The organism is Vibrio sp. A2-1, from assembly GCF_021728355.1.
Lineage (GTDB): Bacteria > Pseudomonadota > Gammaproteobacteria > Enterobacterales > Vibrionaceae > Vibrio > Vibrio splendidus_K.
Genome location: NZ_JAKKCO010000007.1, coordinates 50,829 through 69,315, shown reverse-complemented (window position 1 = coordinate 69,315; position 18,487 = coordinate 50,829). Strand labels below are relative to the sequence as shown.

General features: G+C 44.5%; 14 protein-coding genes. 12 read left to right on the top strand and 2 right to left on the bottom strand.

Features of this window, described 5'->3' with window-relative positions; genetic code table 11:
* Positions 1 to 40: 40 nt before the first annotated feature.
* Complete coding sequence (locus tag L3V33_RS18675; RefSeq protein ID WP_065207422.1) at positions 41 to 520, top strand: tRNA (cytidine(34)-2'-O)-methyltransferase; 480 nt, start codon at positions 41 to 43, stop codon at positions 518 to 520.
* Between the two features lie 181 nt (positions 521 to 701).
* Here the strand turns inward: L3V33_RS18675 and L3V33_RS18670 are convergent, their stop codons facing one another.
* Positions 702 to 1,226, bottom strand: coding sequence for an FxsA family protein (locus L3V33_RS18670; RefSeq protein WP_004729712.1), 525 nt, complete (start codon positions 1,224 to 1,226; stop codon positions 702 to 704).
* Between the two features lie 284 nt (positions 1,227 to 1,510).
* Here L3V33_RS18670 and aspA point away from each other — a divergent pair, with 284 nt between their 5' ends.
* From aspA to L3V33_RS18615, 11 genes are all read left to right on the top strand, one after another.
* Complete coding sequence (gene aspA / locus L3V33_RS18665) at positions 1,511 to 2,962, top strand: aspartate ammonia-lyase (RefSeq protein WP_004729713.1); 1,452 nt, start codon at positions 1,511 to 1,513, stop codon at positions 2,960 to 2,962.
* 181 nt (positions 2,963 to 3,143) lie between these two features.
* The gene (locus tag L3V33_RS18660) at positions 3,144 to 4,451 is read left to right on the top strand and encodes an anaerobic C4-dicarboxylate transporter (RefSeq protein ID WP_004729714.1); all 1,308 of its coding nucleotides are present in this window, start codon (positions 3,144 to 3,146) and stop codon (positions 4,449 to 4,451) included.
* Between the two features lie 542 nt (positions 4,452 to 4,993).
* Entirely contained in the window at positions 4,994 to 6,442 is a 1,449-nt protein-coding gene (locus L3V33_RS18655; protein WP_114634081.1) for a YfcC family protein, read from the top strand.
* Positions 6,443 to 7,256: 814 nt separating this feature from the next.
* Positions 7,257 to 8,480 carry an arginine deiminase gene (gene arcA, locus L3V33_RS18650; RefSeq protein WP_237291027.1) on the top strand — a complete coding sequence of 408 codons (1,224 nt, stop codon included), beginning with the start codon at positions 7,257 to 7,259 and terminating at the stop codon, positions 8,478 to 8,480.
* A 73-nt stretch (positions 8,481 to 8,553) separates the two neighbouring features.
* Positions 8,554 to 9,465 carry a carbamate kinase gene (arcC, locus tag L3V33_RS18645; RefSeq protein ID WP_114634083.1) on the top strand — a complete coding sequence of 304 codons (912 nt, stop codon included), beginning with the start codon at positions 8,554 to 8,556 and terminating at the stop codon, positions 9,463 to 9,465.
* A 212-nt stretch (positions 9,466 to 9,677) separates the two neighbouring features.
* Positions 9,678 to 10,688 carry an ornithine carbamoyltransferase gene (locus L3V33_RS18640; protein ID WP_237291026.1) on the top strand — a complete coding sequence of 337 codons (1,011 nt, stop codon included), beginning with the start codon at positions 9,678 to 9,680 and terminating at the stop codon, positions 10,686 to 10,688.
* Positions 10,689 to 11,200: 512 nt separating this feature from the next.
* A complete protein-coding gene (gene pyrB, locus L3V33_RS18635) occupies positions 11,201 to 12,130 on the top strand; it encodes an aspartate carbamoyltransferase (protein ID WP_017073751.1) in 930 nt (309 codons plus the stop codon).
* A gap of 15 nt (positions 12,131 to 12,145) precedes the next feature.
* Positions 12,146 to 12,610, top strand: a complete 465-nt coding sequence (gene pyrI, locus L3V33_RS18630; protein ID WP_017073752.1) for an aspartate carbamoyltransferase regulatory subunit — start codon at positions 12,146 to 12,148, stop codon at positions 12,608 to 12,610.
* 327 nt (positions 12,611 to 12,937) lie between these two features.
* Positions 12,938 to 13,426 (top strand): arginine repressor, encoded by a 489-nt coding sequence (locus tag L3V33_RS18625; protein ID WP_029224885.1) that lies wholly within the window; start codon positions 12,938 to 12,940, stop codon positions 13,424 to 13,426.
* Between the two features lie 174 nt (positions 13,427 to 13,600).
* Entirely contained in the window at positions 13,601 to 15,484 is a 1,884-nt protein-coding gene (locus L3V33_RS18620; RefSeq protein ID WP_237291025.1) for a protein-disulfide reductase DsbD, read from the top strand.
* 252 nt (positions 15,485 to 15,736) lie between these two features.
* Entirely contained in the window at positions 15,737 to 16,366 is a 630-nt protein-coding gene (locus L3V33_RS18615; RefSeq protein WP_017073756.1) for a response regulator transcription factor, read from the top strand.
* Here L3V33_RS18615 and L3V33_RS18610 read toward each other — a convergent pair.
* Positions 16,363 to 18,114 (bottom strand): potassium/proton antiporter, encoded by a 1,752-nt coding sequence (locus L3V33_RS18610; RefSeq protein ID WP_237291024.1) that lies wholly within the window; start codon positions 18,112 to 18,114, stop codon positions 16,363 to 16,365. The genes L3V33_RS18615 and L3V33_RS18610 overlap by 4 nt on opposite strands.
* Positions 18,115 to 18,487 lie beyond the last annotated feature (373 nt).

The following is an 18,487-nucleotide window of genomic DNA, read 5'->3' as shown; positions in this document are numbered from 1 at the left end:
CGTATACTCTGGCTATCTTTGATTATTCTTGTGAACCAACATGTTTGATATCGCTCTATATGAACCAGAAATCGCGCCCAATACGGGTAACATCATCCGCCTATCAGCTAACTGCGGCGCAAACCTGCACCTTATCGAGCCGCTTGGTTTTGATTTCGAAGAGAAGAAAGTTCGTCGTGCGGGTTTAGATTATCACGACCTCGCACGAGTAAAGCGTCACAAGAATCTAGAAGCCTTCCTTGAGTATCTAGAGAATGAACGTGAGGGTGACTACCGTATCTTTGCTTGTACGACCAAGACCACTGGCCACCACGTTGATGCGAAATTCCAACAAGGTGATGTACTGATGTTTGGCCCTGAGTCTCGCGGTCTGCCTGCTGAGTTCATCGAAAGCATGCCAATGGAGCAACGCATTCGTATTCCAATGATGCCAGAAGCACGTAGCTTGAACCTGTCTAACGCAGTGGCCATTATTGCGTTCGAAGCATGGCGACAAATGGGTTTTGAAGGCGCGATATAACCCAATCTCAGTAAATTAATCTCAGTAAATAACTGTTCACACGGCCTGTTATCTGTTCCTACTAGCAATCGTAAATAGCAGGTAACATGCAATAAAAAAGGCTCTTACCATTATCACTTTCTTGCGAAGGATAACGGTAAGAGCCTTTTCTGTTTGTCTCTCTATATAAAGAGACAAACCATTAATTTAAGCGGTTACGATCGTTGTCGTCGTCTTTCTTCTCAAACTCACCCTCAAAGGTGTTGCCGTCTTTTGATTGGTCAGATGGACCTGAATTGAATGGGTCTTGTCCAAATGGGCTCTGGCCAAAACCAGCTTGTCCACCCGCATGAAAACCACCAGACATATTGGTCACCACCATTTTTTCCATCATTTTCTTGGCAATCATCGCTCTTGGTGCTGGTAACAATACCAACATACCGAGTGCGTCCGTCATAAAGCCCGGAGTCAGCAGCAATACGCCTGCAACCGCAAGCATCACGCCTTCAAGAATCTGTTGTGCTGGCATTTCGCCTTGTTGCAACCGACCTTGAACAGACATAAGTGTCTGAATGCCTTGGCTACGAACCAGCGATGCACCAACAAATGCAGTGATCAAAACCAACGCGATAGTTGGCCACAATCCTAAGAAGCCACCAACTTGAATAAATAGCCCAATCTCAATGATGGGTACGAAGATAAAGAGTAATAATAAGATAGGAAACACACGCCCTCCTTTGTTACGTCCAGTTTACGCTGAAAGCCCTACCAATCTCAAATTTATCCTGTAAATAAGCGTGTTTATTGACCCGGAATAAGTTTGCTAAATATTGACGAAACAAAAACGAAAAAGGTGATCAACTTAATATTTTTATGCGCTAAGTACAGTATCATGTGCCACATAAGTCAGGACGGATTTATCAGCCCAATATTCTAGCGAACGGAGTATTTGCACACAGAATAGGCTAATAACTAACTATATAATCAGAATAATTCTCTAAGGATCCTGTTATGGCTACTCAATCAGAAGCTCAAGTTGAAGCTCCTCAAGCTACTCGTCTCGAAGAAGATCTATTAGGTCAACGTCATGTTCCGGCTGATGCTTACTACGGCATCCACACTCTACGCGCAGTTGAAAACTTCAACATCTCAAATGTAACGATCTCAGATGTACCTGAATTCGTTCGCGGTATGGTGATGACAAAGAAAGCAGCGGCTTTAGCAAACAAAGAGTTAGGTGTAATTCCAAGCGAAGTGGCTAAATACATCATCGAAGCTTGTGATCTCATTCTAGACACTGGCAAGTGCATGGATCAGTTCCCATCGGACGTTTTCCAAGGTGGTGCTGGTACTTCTGTAAACATGAATGCTAACGAAGTCGTGGCAAACGTGGCGCTTGAACTTATGGGCAAAGAAAAAGGCCAATACGAGTTCATCAACCCAAATGACCATGTAAACCGCAGCCAATCTACAAACTGTGCTTACCCAACTGGCTTCCGTATCTCTGTTTACAACAGCGTTCGTAAACTGATCGATGCTATCGAATACCTAAAAGGTGCATTTGAGCTTAAGAGCCAAGAATTCAACACAATTTTGAAGATGGGTCGTACTCAACTTCAAGATGCTGTGCCTATGACGGTTGGCCAAGAGTTCCACGCTTGGGCTGTAACCATCAATGAAGAAATCAAAAACCTAGAATACACTTCAAAGCTTCTGCTTGAAGTTAACCTAGGCGCAACAGCTATCGGTACTGGTCTGAACGCAGCTCCTGGCTACCAAGGCCTAGCAGTTAAACACCTAGCAGAAGTAACAGGCCTAGAGTGTGTAGCGGCTGAAGATTTAATCGAAGCAACGTCTGACTGTGGCGCATACGTAATGACGCACGGCGCACTTAAACGTCTAGCGGTTAAACTGTCTAAGATCTGTAACGACTTACGTCTTCTTTCTTCAGGCCCACGTACTGGCTTCAACGAGCTAAACCTACCGGAACTGCAAGCGGGTTCTTCAATCATGCCTGCTAAAGTAAACCCAGTTGTACCTGAAGTAGTAAACCAAGTTTGCTTTAAAGTTCTAGGTAACGACAACACGGTTTCTTTCGCAGCAGAAGGCGGTCAGCTTCAATTGAACGTAATGGAACCTGTTATCGCACAAAGCATGTTTGAGTCTTTAGACATCCTAACAAACGCATGTGTGAACCTACGCGACAAGTGTGTAGACGGCATTACTGTGAACAAAGAAGTATGTGAATCTCACGTATTTAACTCTATCGGTATCGTTACTTACCTAAACCCATACATTGGCCACCACGAGGGTGACATTGTAGGTAAGATTTGTGCTGAAACAGGTAAGAGTGTTCGTGATGTGGTTCTAGAGCGCGGTTTATTGAGCGAAGAAGAACTTGATGACATTTTCTCTGTTGAAAATCTGATGCATCCTCAGTATAAAGCTAAACGCTACGAATAACGGTAGCGAGAAAGGGCTCCAAACGGAGCCCTTTTTTAGGCTCCAATACGGTTAACCATGCTGTTCTTGTGGATTTCCGTTAGTTGCGTTTTTGCTTAATTAGACCTAAACCATAGAACTATTATGTGAACATTCCAGTGGCGAATGTTCACATAATAAAATCTAAAATGAGGTGTTACTTATGATTGCAGTAGAACTATTTGTCGTCCTGCTCTTTATCTTTTTGGGGGCCAGAATTGGCGGTATCGGTATTGGTTTTGCCGGTGGTGCTGGTGTTATTGCCCTTTCATTAATTCTTGGTGTTCCAACAAGCCAATCTTTTATCCCGGTCGATGTAATTTTGATCATCATGTCGGTTATCACCGCAATTGCAGCAATGCAGGTTGCTGGCGGTATGGACTGGTTGGTACAAATTGCAGAAAACTTCTTGCGTAAACACCCTGAACGCATCACCTTTTACGCGCCGATTGTGACCTTTGTAATGACACTAATGGCGGGTACTGGTCACACAGCATTCTCTACGCTGCCTGTTATTGCAGAAGTAGCAAAAGGCCAAGGTGTTCGTCCTTCTCGTCCACTGTCTATCGCAGTTGTAGCCTCTCAAATTGCGATCACAGCTTCGCCTATTTCGGCAGCAGTTGTAGCTTTCGCAGCGATGCTTGCACCCTTTGGTGTCGATTACCTAACGCTATTGATGGTTTGTATTCCAACAACCTTCATCGCTTGTATGGTTGGTGCGGTTGTCGCGAACTACATGGGCAGTGAACTGAAAGACGATCCAATTTACCAAGAACGTCTAGAGAAAGGTCTAATCAAGCTAGCAACAGAAGAGAAACGCGAAATTCTACCAACAGCGAAAAAAGCGACTTACATCTTCCTTGCGGCGATTGGTTTTGTTGTTTGCTACGCAGCCGCTATCTCTAGCTCTGTTGGCCTAATTGAAAACCCAGCACTGGGCCGTAATGAAGCGATCATGTCTGTGATGCTGGCAGCAGCAGCGGCAATCGTGATGTTCACTAAGATTGATGCAGCGAAGATTTCTTCGGCTCCAACATTCCGTTCAGGTATGACAGCGTGTGTTTGTGTACTGGGTGTGGCTTGGTTAGGTTCAACGTTTGTGAATGCACACGTTGCTGAAATCAAAGACGTTGCTGGTGCTCTACTGGCTGACTACCCTTGGATGCTGGCTCTTGTTCTGTTCTTCGCTTCTATGCTGCTTTACTCTCAAGGCGCAACAACGGTTGCACTGATGCCTGCAGCTCTAGCGATTGGCGTAGCACCACTAACAGCCGTAGCTTCTTTTGCTGCAGTAAGTGCACTGTTCGTACTTCCAACTTACCCTACGCTACTGGCAGCAGTTGAGATGGATGACACAGGTTCAACTCGTATTGGTAAGTACGTATTTAACCACCCATTCTTCATTCCTGGTGTAGCAACAATCAGTACAGCGGTAGCACTAGGCTTCGCATTCGGCGGTCTATTTATCTAACACTCGCTGAAAAACCAAACCTAAAAGGAAGCTTCGGCTTCCTTTTTTCTTTTCTGAACAATGTGTTTATTTGATACGTATCAAATAAACATTATAAACTTAAAAACCCGAACAAAAATAACGTTTGAATAAAATTCCAAGAATATTCACGCCATTCATTAACAATGCCTGCCAACGCAACCACCCCTTGTTTCTATCTAATTTACATCGAATATTAATCCAAGCTAACTAACCAAAAAACCTTGCTCTTTTTCTAACGTTTTTAAGCCTATTCATTGGTCACTATTTTTGTGAACAATACCAAAATTAAATGGCGACGTAAGGAATAAAATAACCGCAGTTAAATTAAATCTTAATTCATTTGGATATATAAATATAAAGATACTTATATTTAAAGTCGGCAACGTCATATAGATAACCGCTCTATAAGGGCAATAATTTCATATCGTTGAATGCTTTATAAATATCACTGTATTTACAATCTATAAACATTAGTCGCTAATTCACGTCAATTCTATTTAGGATGATGTAAGGAGATAGCCATGACGACTCAGACGATACCAAGCGAGAAAAAAAAGGGCGGCTTCTTTGCCAACTTTAAATTCCCTTCTGCCTACACCATTCTATTTATTCTAATTGCATTCGTAGCCCTGCTTACCTGGGTTGTTCCAGCAGGCCAATACGACCGAGCAATGAATGAAGAGTTAGGTCGAGAAGTACCGGTAACCGGCACCTATCAAGCAGTAGAAGGTAACCCTCAAGGTGTGATTGACGTACTACTCGCGCCCATTGACGGTTTCTACGACCACAATAGCTATGAAGCTGCAGCCATCGACGTTTCACTGTTCATTCTAATCATTGGTGGCTTCTTAGGACTAGTAACCAAAACTGGTGCTATTGATGCCGGTATCGAACGTGTCACCGCCCGCCTAGAAGGGCGAGAAGAGTTGATGATACCGATACTGATGGCGCTGTTTGCTGCTGGCGGTACCGTCTACGGCATGGCGGAAGAATCACTGCCATTCTATACGCTGCTAGTACCAGTAATGATGGCCGCTCGCTTTGACCCTCTAGTGGCTGCTGCCACGGTACTGCTTGGCGCAGGGATTGGGGTACTAGGTTCAACGATTAACCCATTCGCGACCGTTATTGCTGCCAACGCCTCTGGTATCCCATTCACCGACGGTATCGTGCTGCGTGTTGGTATGCTGATTATTGGTTGGGGTATTTGTGTCGCTTACGTCATGCGTTACGCAAGAATGGTTCAAGCTGACCCAACAACATCGATTGTCTACGACAAATACGAAGAGAACAAAGCACATTTCCTTGGTAACGCGAGTGGTGAAAAACTTGAATTCACCGCCACTCGTAAACTGATTTTGACCATTTTCGGTGGCTCTTTCGCTGTGATGATTTACGGCGTATCCGTTGCTGGATGGTGGATGGCTGAGATCTCCGCGATGTTCTTAGCGGCGACCATCATCGTCGGAATTGTATCTCGTATGAGCGAGGAAGAGTTTACCACTAGCTTCATTGACGGTGCTCGAGACCTACTGGGCGTTGCGCTTATCATAGGTATCGCACGTGGTATCGTTGTCGTAATGGACCGCGGTATGATCACCGACACCATTCTCTTCTCTGCAGAACAAATGGTGACCGGGCTATCTTCGGTTATCTTTATTAACGTGATGTTCTTCTTAGAGATTCTCTTGTCATTCTTGGTACCTTCGACCTCTGGTTTAGCGGTACTGACTATGCCGATCATGGCACCGTTGGCCGATTTTGCAGGCGTCGGTCGTGACCTTGTTATCACCGCTTACCAATCCGCTTCCGGCTTGGTGAACCTAATCACACCGACCTCTGCGGTAGTAATGGGTGGCTTGGCAATTGCCCGCGTCCCTTATGTTCGCTGGGTTAAATGGGTAATGCCATTAGTCGGTATCTTAATGGTGTTCTGCATCGTTGTACTAAGTATTGGTGCGCTTATCTAACTTAAAGCACTTCACTCCGTTCTCATCCAAAGCCGCTTCCATAGCGGCTTTTTTTATTGCTATCTAATCCAATTCCAGCCCAATCACCAAAACAACCTGCCGAGCTGCACACGCTTCATTTAACGCCTCTCTATGACCTATCTCAGTAGCAAAGCTTAAACAAGCAAAAACCACTTGCGACAAAGAGTAAGCCAACGTTTAAATATCAACATTAAGGCTAATAAAACGCCAACTATTCTTCGCTCTTATATTTATACAAATATTTAGTCATTTATTAGCGTTAATTATATTTAAAGTAATTCACTCCGTAATAACCAAAGAGGAAACAGTAGTGATTTTTATAGAAAACCGGCTTAAAAAGCCCAATTATAAAGTGTGACCACAATAGCTTTATTCGCATTTAAATTGTTAAATAATAATTAATTCTACGTACAAAATTAAATATATAAATACTAACATTGCATACTTCCAATCTAAGCTCATTCTTATCAATAAAACCATTTTGCATATAATCCCTCACAAATTGGATTCTAGCTAGGCGAATGAAAAAAGCATGCATAATATTCCCAAGGAGTTAACTATTTAGAAAAGTCTGACAATAGTTGAAAGTGCATAAAGTTTGTTAAAACCCTTGATTTTAAAGGGCTGTGGGATAAAAAACGATTTGTGATAGATCTCTAAGAATACCTGACTAGCAGGCGTAATATTAATTCCAGACAAGAGATATGAATAAAATAATTCATTCTTCTCAACTGAAAATAAATAATTACTCTTAGCAATAAAAGTAATTCACATATATAAGAGAGAGACGATCATGAGTAAGTTCTATGTAGGTTCTGAAATAGGTCAATTACGCCGCGTTCTAGTTCACCGTCCAAGACGCGCACTGACTCACCTAACACCCTCTAACTGTCACGATTTGCTGTTTGATGACGTACTGGCTGTTGAGCGTGCAGGTAAAGAGCATGACGCATTTACTCAAACGCTACGTGATCAAGGTGTTGAGGTTCTTCTTCTTACTGACTTGCTAGCCGACACACTAGCGGTGTCAGAAGCGAAAGATTGGCTACTAAGCTGCCAAGTATCTGATTACCGTTTGGGTAAAACATTCGCCAATGATGTGCGCTGCTACTTGGGTGACTTACCAAACCTAGAGCTAGCAAAAATTCTAACGGGCGGTTTGTCTTACGCTGAGATGCCAATGAAATCATCTTCAATGATGCAAGGCATGCACGCACCAACCGACTTCATTATCGAGCCTCTACCAAACCACCTATTTACTCGCGACACGTCTTGCTGGGTATACGGCGGTGTATCTATCAACCCAATGGCGAAACCTGCTCGTCAACGTGAAACAAACCACGTTCGCGCTATTTACCGCTGGCACCCAACATTCGCAGGACAAGACTTCATTAAATACTTCGGCGATGAAGAAAAAATCAACTACGACAACTCAACAATTGAAGGTGGTGACGTTCTTGTGCTCGGTCGTGGCGCGGTGCTTATCGGCATGTCTGAACGTACAACAGCACAAGGTGTTGAGCACTTAGCATCTAGCCTATTCAAACACGGCCAAGCGAAACAAGTTATCGCAATGCAGCTACCAAAACACCGCTCTTGCATGCACTTAGACACCGTTATGACTCACATGCGTGAAGATACGTTCTCTGTTTACCCTGAAGTGGTGAGTAAAGATGTGCAGTGTTGGAACCTAACTGGCGATGAATCTGGCGCTGTAAAAGTGAAAGAAGAAGGCTACTTCGTTACCGCTATCGAAAAAGCACTTGGCGTAGACAAGCTGAACCTAATCACCACAGGTGGTGACAACTTCCATGCGGAACGTGAACAGTGGAACGATGCGAACAACGTACTGACAGTTAAACCAGGCGTCGTTATTGGCTACGAAGGCAACACATACACCAACGAAAAATACGACAAAGCAGGCATCACGGTTCTTCCGATTCCAGGAGACGAACTTGGCCGCGGTCGTGGTGGCGCACGCTGCATGAGCTGCCCAATTGAGCGTGATGGTATCTAATCACTAAGACGAAAACGGCCAAGTTGAACAATCTTAAATAATCTCAACTTGGCCAAAATGAGAGAACACAATTATGACTAAGCAAACTGTTGTTGTTGCACTCGGCGGTAACGCCCTACTTCGTCGCGGTGAGCCGTTAGAAGCCGACGTTCAACGCCGTAATATTGAAACAGCGGTTAAAACCATCTCTGAAATCGCGAAAGTGTACAACGTCGTGTTAGTGCATGGTAATGGCCCACAAGTTGGCTTACTTGCCTTGCAAGGTTTGGAATACAAAAAAGTAAACCCATACCCGCTAGATGTTTTGGGCAGTGAAACTCAAGGCATGATCGGCTACATGTTGATGCAAGAGTTTAAGAACTACCTGCCTGACCGCAACATCTCATGCATGCTAACGCAAATGACCGTCGATCCGAACGACCCTGCATTTGCTGATCCAACGAAGCCAATTGGCCCGATCTACGAAGAAGCAGAAGCACGTGAATTGGCGGAAAAATACCACTGGATAGTAAAACCAGATGGCAAACATTTCCGTCGTGTAGTACCAAGCCCAAGACCGACAGGCATTGTTGAACACGAAGCGATCACACAGCTTATTGAGGCGGGTCACCTAGTCATTTGTACTGGTGGCGGTGGTATCCCAGTGAAAAAAGAGAATGGCAAATTAGTCGGGGTTGAAGCTGTTATCGATAAAGACATGTCGGCCGCTTTCTTAGCTAAACAATTGGATGCAGATGCGCTGCTTATTTTGACCGACGCTGACGCTGTATACCTTGATTGGGGCAAACCAACTCAACACGCACTACGCAGTACCACACCAGGTGAATTGGAGAAGTTTGAATTTGATGAAGGCTCAATGGGGCCAAAAATTGAAGCATCATGCGAATTCATTCAACAAGGCGGCAAAGTGGTTGGTATCGGCGCACTCGAAGATGGCTTGCAAATACTGCAAGGCCAAGCGGGCACCAATATCACCAAAGATTAACGCACTAGCGAGCTTTATCATCTTGAAAAACTTAAAGCTTGAGAACCTTAAAGCTTAAGAAGCTGAAACCTTGAGAGCTTTTAAAACTTGCGAAAACAGAATTAAACGAAACAAACAGAACCGAACAAATTTAACTAAAAAATTGAATCGCGCTTTCTTGAATTTTCTTTCCCTGTAACAAGAAAGCGCCTAAATCTAAGAAGGAATACATCATGGCTTTTAACCTACGCAATCGTAACTTCCTAAAACTACTAGATTTCACTCCACGCGAAATTCAACACTTGTTAGATCTTTCTATGGAGCTAAAAAAAGCGAAGTACAACGGTTACGAACAGCCAACACTGACTGGCAAAAACATTGCGCTTATCTTTGAGAAAACGTCTACTCGTACTCGTTGTGCATTTGAAGTTGCCGCGTTCGACCAAGGTGCTCGAGTGTCTTACTTAGGCCCATCTGGCTCTCAAATTGGCCACAAAGAATCAATGAAAGATACCGCTCGCGTTCTTGGCCGTATGTACGATGGCATTGAATACCGCGGCTTCGGTCAAGAAATCGTTGAAGAGCTAGGCGCTTACGCTGGTGTACCGGTATGGAATGGTCTGACTGACGAATTCCACCCAACACAGATCCTTGCTGACTTCCTAACTATGACGGAATACGGTCGTGGTAAACAACTGCATGAAATCAGCTTTGCTTACCTAGGTGATGCTCGCAACAACATGGGTAACTCTCTGATGGTTGGCGCTGCGAAAATGGGCATGGACATTCGCCTTGTTGCTCCAAAACAATTCTGGCCACAAGAAGAGCTATTGGCTCAATGTCGTGAAATCGCAGAACACACTGGCGGCAAAATCACGCTAACTGAAGATGTTCAAGAAGGCGTGCAAGGTTGTGATTTCCTATACACCGACGTTTGGGTATCTATGGGCGAAGCAAAAGAAGCGTGGGCTGAGCGCATCAACCTAATGATGCCTTACCAAGTCAACATGGAAATGATCAAAGCAACAGGTAATCCACATGTGAAGTTCATGCACTGCCTACCCGCTTTCCACGGCGAAGACACCACGATCGGTAAACAACTTGCGGCTGAGTACCCTCAGCTAAAAGACGGCGTTGAAGTGACAGATGAAGTGGTTGAGTCTGAATACTCTATCGTGTTCGATGAAGCTGAAAACCGCATGCACACCATCAAAGCAGTAATGGTCGCGACACTAGGCAGTTAAGAAGTTAAGAAGTTAAGAAGTTAAGAAGTTAAGAAGTTAAGAAGTTAAGAAGTTAAGCAGTTAAGCACTCACTTGTTCGCAAGACGTTAATAAGTTAAGTGCAATAACAGGGAAATGCGGGTGGCGTACTTGGGATTTAGCCCTTGGATAAAGCTCGCATTTTTTTTCATTCGATTGAAGAGACTATCGCAAAAAAAACACAAGTTTTTCAGTTTCAACAAAGGCTTAAATGGAAGTTAAAAACGGACGTTATTTCGCATAAAAATCCATAAAATGAATACTTTACAGAAAGTATTGCATGGCCTTTTTATCTGAGTATAATCCTCCGCAATTTGTCTTAAGAGAGCAAAAAATGAACCGCAATTTTGTCGCACATGATTGTCAACCAATACGCCTTAGAATGGCGTTGGTATCATTTTTATTTTGCTCTATTGATCGTTTCGAAGCCTCCTATTTTTAGGGGGCTTTTTTTTGTCTGCAATTTGACTGTATGCATAGAAGGAAGACCCGTTATGGCGCATTCGTTATTTAACAAGCACATCATCTCTATTCCAGAGCTCACTCGTAATGAACTGGAGCTTATCGTCGATACCGCAGCAAGGCTCAAGGCTGAGCCAAATCCGGAATTACTGAAAAACAAGGTTGTCGCGAGTTGCTTCTTTGAGCCTTCAACTCGAACTCGCCTTTCATTTGAAACCGCAGTTCAACGCCTTGGCGGCACGGTAATTGGCTTCGATAATGGCGGCAACACATCACTGGCTAAGAAAGGTGAAACACTTGCAGATTCAGTGCAGGTCATTTCTTCTTACGTCGACGCCTTTGTCATGCGTCACCCACAAGAAGGCGCGGCACGTTTAGCCTCTGAATTTTCTAACGGTGTTCCGGTCGTGAATGGTGGCGACGGTGCAAACCAACATCCAACTCAAACCTTGTTGGATCTGTTCTCGATTTATGAAACTCAAGGCACGCTCGACAACCTCAATGTGGCGTTTGTCGGCGACCTAAAGTATGGCCGCACTGTGCACTCATTGACGCAAGCGCTATCCAAATTCAATAACGTGCGTTTTTTCTTTATCGCGCCAGAAGTCTTAGAGATGCCAGATTATATCTGTGAAGAATTGGAAGAGATGGGAATCCAATACAGCACACACACCAGCATTGAAGAAGTCGTGCCTGAACTGGATGTTCTTTACATGACTCGCGTACAGAAAGAACGCTTTGATGCATCTGAATACGCGCACATGAAATCGGCTTACATCCTAACCGCCGATACATTGAAAGACGCACGCCAAAACATGAAGGTGCTTCACCCATTACCACGTGTCGACGAAATCACAACCGACGTCGATAAAACGCCACACGCTTACTACTTCGAACAAGCTGAAAACGGTGTATACGCTCGCGAAGCCCTATTAGCCCTAGTTCTTAACGACACTTTATAAGCAGGAGAAACAGTCATGGTTAAACAAACTCAGCTACAAGTAGAAGCGATCCGTAACGGCAGTGTCATTGACCACATCCCTGCTCATCTTGGGATTAAAATTCTCAAACTGTTCAAGCTACATAAAACAGAGCAACGCATCACGATGGGGTTAAACCTGCCATCATCAGCGCTCGGCAATAAAGACCTAATCAAGATTGAGAACATCTTTCTGACCAAGGAACAAGGAAACCAATTGGCTCTGTATGCTCCGCAAGCGACTGTGAATCAGATTGAAGAGTACAAAGTAGTCAACAAACTAACGCTCGTGTTACCAGATAAAATCAATAGTGTCTTCGCTTGCCCAAATAGCAACTGCATTTCGCACGGCGAACCGGTTGAAAGTAGCTTTAAAGTGCAGCTAAAACACGAAAAAGTACAACTCAAGTGCCACTATTGTGAAAAAGTATTCTCTCGCGAGATCATGAGTGAAATTCGCTAACCCTTAGCACCATTATCACGGACTCAAAAGCACATTAATCTTAATGGATATTTATGCCAAACCCGGAATAAATATCCATTTCACAATAGAATAAAACTCCAAATTAAAAGCAGTTAACTAGAGTTTTATTTGGTGATCCCCCTCAAAAAGATAACTATCCTTTAGTGGTAGACTGCCTGCATAGAAGATCATACATCACGCATACCTTCCCCTTAGACTTAGGGATTCACCGGTAAGCCCTGTTTTAAAATCGTACTCTACGGCTTTGGGAGTGCGCTCGGCGCTATGGACAAGCGATACCCACACGTTGACTCTAAGGAGTTGTTCATGAACGAAATTACTGAGCACGGTTGCTTGTATTCAGCTGAAGATAAAACACTGACTGCAGCGTGCAAACGCTTACTACAACAACAGAGCTTCTCAACCCAAAATCAACTGCGAGAGAAACTCGTCGATATTGGCTACACAGGTATTAGCCAATCGACCGTATCACGCATTTTGTCACAGCTTGGCGTCGTAAAAATTCAGAATGCTTGTGGTAAAAAAGTCTACTGTATAACCGTTGAAAGCGCACCTGTGCGTGTCGATGCGTCAATCTCATCACAAATCGAATTGATTACTCACAACCAAGCAATGGTCATCGTAAAAACAAACCCAGGCTGCGCACAACTGGTGGCAAGGTTAGTTGATATCGATCCACATACAGAAATTATCGGAACCGTTGGTGGTAACGATACGGTTTTAATTATTCCAAAAGACACGAGTAATATTGATGCTTGCGAACAAGTAGTAAGAGCACGCTTGGGCGTTGCCTAAATGTTTCAACGACAAGGGCTGATAACTTCAGTGGCGCAGCTCACCACCTGTTTGTTATTCAATAAATTGGCTCACCCACCTTAGGGGATATTTATTTGTCGATGAAACTAATAGCCAACTATTACGGTCTGATTGAGTTAAGATACCTTTAACTCCATTTTGATGACTGACAGTATGCGACGACTTGCCACATTACTTTTTGTTTGTGTTTCCTTATTCACTCAGCCAGCCTTCGCGGCTTTTGGAAACAACAACGCCGAGCCAAGCTTCGGAGCCAATAACAATGGCTTTGTTCCTGTAGACCAAGCTTTCCCTTTCAATTACTACCAGCAAGACGGCAAAGTTCTTCTCGACTGGCAAGTAAAAGAAGGCTACTACCTCTATCAACATAGCCTCTCGTTCACTGGCCAAAATCTCGCTATCGGTGATGTTGAAATGGAAGATGGCCAACCACACCAAGATGAATTTTTTGGTGAGGTGAGTATTTATACTCAGCCGTTATTCGTGCAAGTTCCTCTACAGAACTATCAAAATGGTTCACAGCTGATCGTGAAATATCAGGGGTGTGCTGACGCTGGATTCTGCTACCCACCAGAAACTCGAGTAATCGACATTGAACCGTTTACTGCGACGATTCCTGGGGATATAAAAAGCAGTGATGTACAAAACAGTGGTGATGTGCAAAAAAGCGGTGCCTCGCAAGGTTCTTCTGATGTCGCGGTTCAAGCTGACAATTCAGTACAACCCTCTTCTCCTACAGCTGACACAGCAAGCAATACCGCTCAACAAACCAATGCTCCCGTTTCAAAAGAAGCAGGCTTAGCCGATAAGCTCGGTGACAGTTGGTGGACTCCATTATTATTCTTAGCACTCGGTGTTGGCTTAGCCTTTACTCCGTGTGTTCTACCGATGTACCCGATTCTAACGGGTATCGTATTAGGTGGTGGTAAGCTCAGCCAAGGTCGTGCGCTGATGCTGTCCTTCATCTATGTGCAAGGCATGGCGTTAACTTACACCTTATTGGGTTTAGTGGTTGCCTCTGCGGGCATGCAGTTCCAAGCAGCCATGCAACATCCTTACGTGCTAATTGCGCTGAGCGTTCTGTTCGTGGCTCTGGCCATGTCGATGTTCGGTGTTTATAACCTGCAACTACCAAGCAGTATCCAAACCTGGCTCAACAACCAAAGTAACAAGCAACAAGGTGGCAATACCTTAGGAGTGTTCGCTATGGGTGCTATCTCTGGTTTAGTATGCTCGCCTTGTACGACAGCACCGCTGTCAGGCGCGCTACTGTATGTCGCTCAAAGTGGTGACTTGTTTACAGGTGCGATTGCCTTATACGCCCTTGCGATGGGAATGGGAATACCGTTAATTTTGGTTGCAGTATTCGGTAATAAGTTACTACCGAAAGCGGGTAACTGGATGGATAAAGTGAAAATCGTATTCGGCTTTATCTTGCTCGCTGCTCCTATCTTCCTGCTGGAACGCATCATCCCTGAGTTGTGGGCAACGGTGCTTTGGTCTGGATTGGGCTTCATTGCGTTTGGCTGGCTTTACCACAGCAAGAATGCCTTACCATTTGGTGGCTGGAAACAGAGCGCTGTTGGCATCATCGCGATGCTTGGGTTGTTTGCCTCAGCACAACCTGCATTGAATTACTGGTTTGCAGAAAATAACATCGTGGTTGAGCAACCGATCCAATTTGCACGCATCAACACCGTTGAAGAGCTAGAGATACAGCTGATCGAAGCAAGAAAACTGGGGAAACCTGTGATGCTCGATTTCTACGCAGATTGGTGTGTGGCATGTAAAGAGTTCGAGAAGTACACCTTCCATCAAGCCGATGTCGAGAATAAACTTTCAGATTTTGTGCTTCTTCAAGCAGACGTAACCAAGAACATGCCTCAAGACATTGAACTGCTTAAACAATTACAAGTGTTAGGTTTACCTACCATTGAGTTCTGGGACGGTGAGGGTAACCATGTTCCAAATGCTCGTGTAACCGGTTTTATGCCAGCTGATTTATTCTTAAAACACATGCAAGACCACCAGCTATAAGCTTGTTATAACAGCAGCGACAACAGTAACTGACAGTTTCTAAGCTATTCAGTTATATAGAGTAAATCTGAAAGCCGCGTAATCTTCTCCCTAAGTGAGATGATTACGCGGCTTTTGTGTTATTGAAAGCAACGGTTTCTTATTCTGGGAATAAAAGTCGATATGGTTCAGACTTTTAATGCATAAATATTGTCCACATACTCAATCAGGATGATAATAAATATTAACTAAATTGTTAAAAGTATGAACGTCATGGACTCGACCTATACCATCATCATTGCCGATGACCACCCTCTCTTTCGTAACGCTCTGTTTCAGTCAGTACACATGGCGATCAGCGGTGCGAATCTGCTTGAGGCCGATTCTCTCGATGCCTTACTGACCCTACTGAAAAAAGAAGACGAACCCGATCTATTGCTTCTCGACCTAAAAATGCCGGGCGCGAATGGTATGTCAGGCTTGATTCAGCTACGCGCTGAATATCCAGATTTACCGATTGTGGTTATATCAGCCAGCGAGGATGCTAGCGTTGTCAGCCAAGTTAAAAGTCATGGTGCTTTTGGCTTTATTCCTAAATCGAGTGATATGCGTGAATTGGTGAGCGCGCTCAATCAAGTGCTGAATGGCGACCCGTTCTTTCCTGAAGGACTGATCACCAATAATGCTGCCTGCAACGACCTTGCAGAAAAACTTTCCTCACTGACACCTCAGCAATATAAGGTCTTGGGAATGCTTTCTGACGGCCTACTTAATAAGCAAATCGCGTATGAATTGAATGTTTCGGAAGCGACCATCAAAGCGCATATGACAGCCATCTTCCGTAAACTGGATGTGAAAAACAGAACTCAAGCGGTTATCTTGCTACAAGAAGTCCACAATTAAGCTTCACTCACATCCTCTTCTAAAGTCGTCTTAGGCAAACATAAACCCAGCTTGACGACTTTATGATCATCTATATCTGCCACCACCCAAGTGATGTCATGCCACTCAAAGCTATCGCCTAATACCGGGTGTGCCCCAAGCTCTTGATCAACCAATTGTTTTAGCGTCATTTCTCGCTCTTCTTCCGAGCCAAGTTCAATACCATAACAATCGCTTACCGCAGCGACCGATAACCCAACATCTAAGAAGAAGTCACCAAAGAATCGAGCGGCTTCTTCTGCCAAAGGTGCCTCACTGAACAGCTCACTTAGGCTATTTAGATCTTTATCTTGACCAAGTACACAGAGAATATCGTTCGCCTCTAATATGGTACTGCCCGATGGGTGAAGCAAGGCATCTTGTCGAAACAGTGCGGTTATGCGCGTCCCTTCAGGCATCGATAAACGCTTGAGCGGTTCACCGACACACCACTTTTCCTCTTTCAGCTTGTAGACAAACATCTCCCACTCACTGGTCGGGTAAATCTCCATGCCGGTACGAGAAATCGGTGTCGGCGTTGGTGGTAAGGTCACTTTAGCGAGTCTCGCGACTTTCATTAAACTGCCGCCCTGAACAATCAGCGAAACCATAACCACGAAGAAGGCGATATTGAAATACAGCTGAGCATTTGGCAGGCCAGCCATCATCGGGAAAACCGCCAAAATGATCGGCACTGCACCACGTAAACCGACCCAAGAGACAAACCAGCGCTCCTTGGTGGTAAAGCTTCTGAACGGCAGCAAACCCAACCAAACCGACACTGGACGAGCAAACAAAATCATACCGAAAGCCAGTGCTAACGCAGGAAGTGCAATGTCCATTAAGGTCGATGGCGTAACCAATAGCCCCAGCACCAAGAACATCACGATCTGGCTTAGCCACGTCATGCCATCAAGTACATTAAGAATAGAGTGTCGAGAGCGAGTTGGACGATTACCAATGAACAGACCGACTAGGTAAATCGATAAGATGCCACTACCACCAAGCATGTTAGAGAACGCAAACAGAGCCACGCCCCCACTGAGTACCAGAATGGAATAAAGGCCATCAGCCAGCTGTACTCGATTGATTAAGCTCCATAGAACCCAGCCGCCGCCAATACCAACAAGAGTACCGATACCAAACTGCATCGCAAAACTTTGCAGTAGGAAGTTCATTCCCATCTCAGCGTCAGGGTTACCTAACAGCGCAATTAAGGTCACCGTCAGAAAGACTGCCATTGGGTCGTTAGTGCCTGATTCGATCTCTAGAGTTGAACCCACACGCTCATTGAGACTCTGCCCTTTCAGCAAAGAGAATACCGCTGCCGCATCGGTTGAGCCAACAATCGCCCCGACCAAGATGCCCTGCATTAATGACAAGTCAAACAGCCAAGCCGCCATTAATCCGGTTAAGGTTGCTGTACATGCGACACCTATCGTCGCCAGCGAGAGCGAAGGCCAGAAAGCGACCTTGAAGCTCGCTACCTTGGTTCGCATACCGCCATCCAACAGAATCACAGCAAGCGCAAGGTTACTCACCAAGTAGGTCAGTGAGTAATCATCGAAATGAATATTACCGGGTCCATCTTCACCCGCTAACATACCAACGAACAAAAAGATCAAAAGAATAGGAACGCCCAATCGAGAGGACACTTGTGAGAAAAGTACGCTGATGGCGATGAGTACGGCACCAGTCAAGAATAAGTGGTTAATGGTTATTGCGTCCAATTCGTTCCCCCAAAGAATAAAATCCGAGCTTTAAGCCTGTTGATCTTCTGCCGTTTAGCAAGGCACGGTCGGTGAAAGTGCCTTAGTTACTATAACAAACTTATGTTTCGCTTCGTGTCATAAGCAGAGCTAAATACCGTTTCTCGGTCATTTAGTTGTTAAATTTTATGACTCGCAGTCTAATTCATCCCTTTTTGTTAGACCTTTGGCTAATTTAACAATACTGTAACATCACATTTTTCTATGGTTATGTCTCCTAGCTCCCATATTTCAGTACATTAGCGCTAATACCATCCCGACTAAAGTTGCACAGATCCCTTGACTTATCCTTGCTACATTCTAAATCGTAACATTACGTTAACACGCTATTTTA

Coding starts and splice junctions, on each gene's coding strand:
- L3V33_RS18675 (WP_065207422.1), top strand. CDS start 41: ATGTTTGATATCGCTCTATATGAACCAGAAATCGCGCCCAATACGGGT.
- pyrI (WP_017073752.1), top strand. CDS start 12,146: ATGGTTAAACAAACTCAGCTACAAGTAGAAGCGATCCGTAACGGCAGT.
- L3V33_RS18660 (WP_004729714.1), top strand. CDS start 3,144: ATGATTGCAGTAGAACTATTTGTCGTCCTGCTCTTTATCTTTTTGGGG.
- arcC (WP_114634083.1), top strand. CDS start 8,554: ATGACTAAGCAAACTGTTGTTGTTGCACTCGGCGGTAACGCCCTACTT.
- L3V33_RS18640 (WP_237291026.1), top strand. CDS start 9,678: ATGGCTTTTAACCTACGCAATCGTAACTTCCTAAAACTACTAGATTTC.
- pyrB (WP_017073751.1), top strand. CDS start 11,201: ATGGCGCATTCGTTATTTAACAAGCACATCATCTCTATTCCAGAGCTC.
- L3V33_RS18655 (WP_114634081.1), top strand. CDS start 4,994: ATGACGACTCAGACGATACCAAGCGAGAAAAAAAAGGGCGGCTTCTTT.
- L3V33_RS18615 (WP_017073756.1), top strand. CDS start 15,737: ATGGACTCGACCTATACCATCATCATTGCCGATGACCACCCTCTCTTT.
- L3V33_RS18620 (WP_237291025.1), top strand. CDS start 13,601: ATGCGACGACTTGCCACATTACTTTTTGTTTGTGTTTCCTTATTCACT.
- arcA (WP_237291027.1), top strand. CDS start 7,257: ATGAGTAAGTTCTATGTAGGTTCTGAAATAGGTCAATTACGCCGCGTT.
- aspA (WP_004729713.1), top strand. CDS start 1,511: ATGGCTACTCAATCAGAAGCTCAAGTTGAAGCTCCTCAAGCTACTCGT.
- L3V33_RS18625 (WP_029224885.1), top strand. CDS start 12,938: ATGAACGAAATTACTGAGCACGGTTGCTTGTATTCAGCTGAAGATAAA.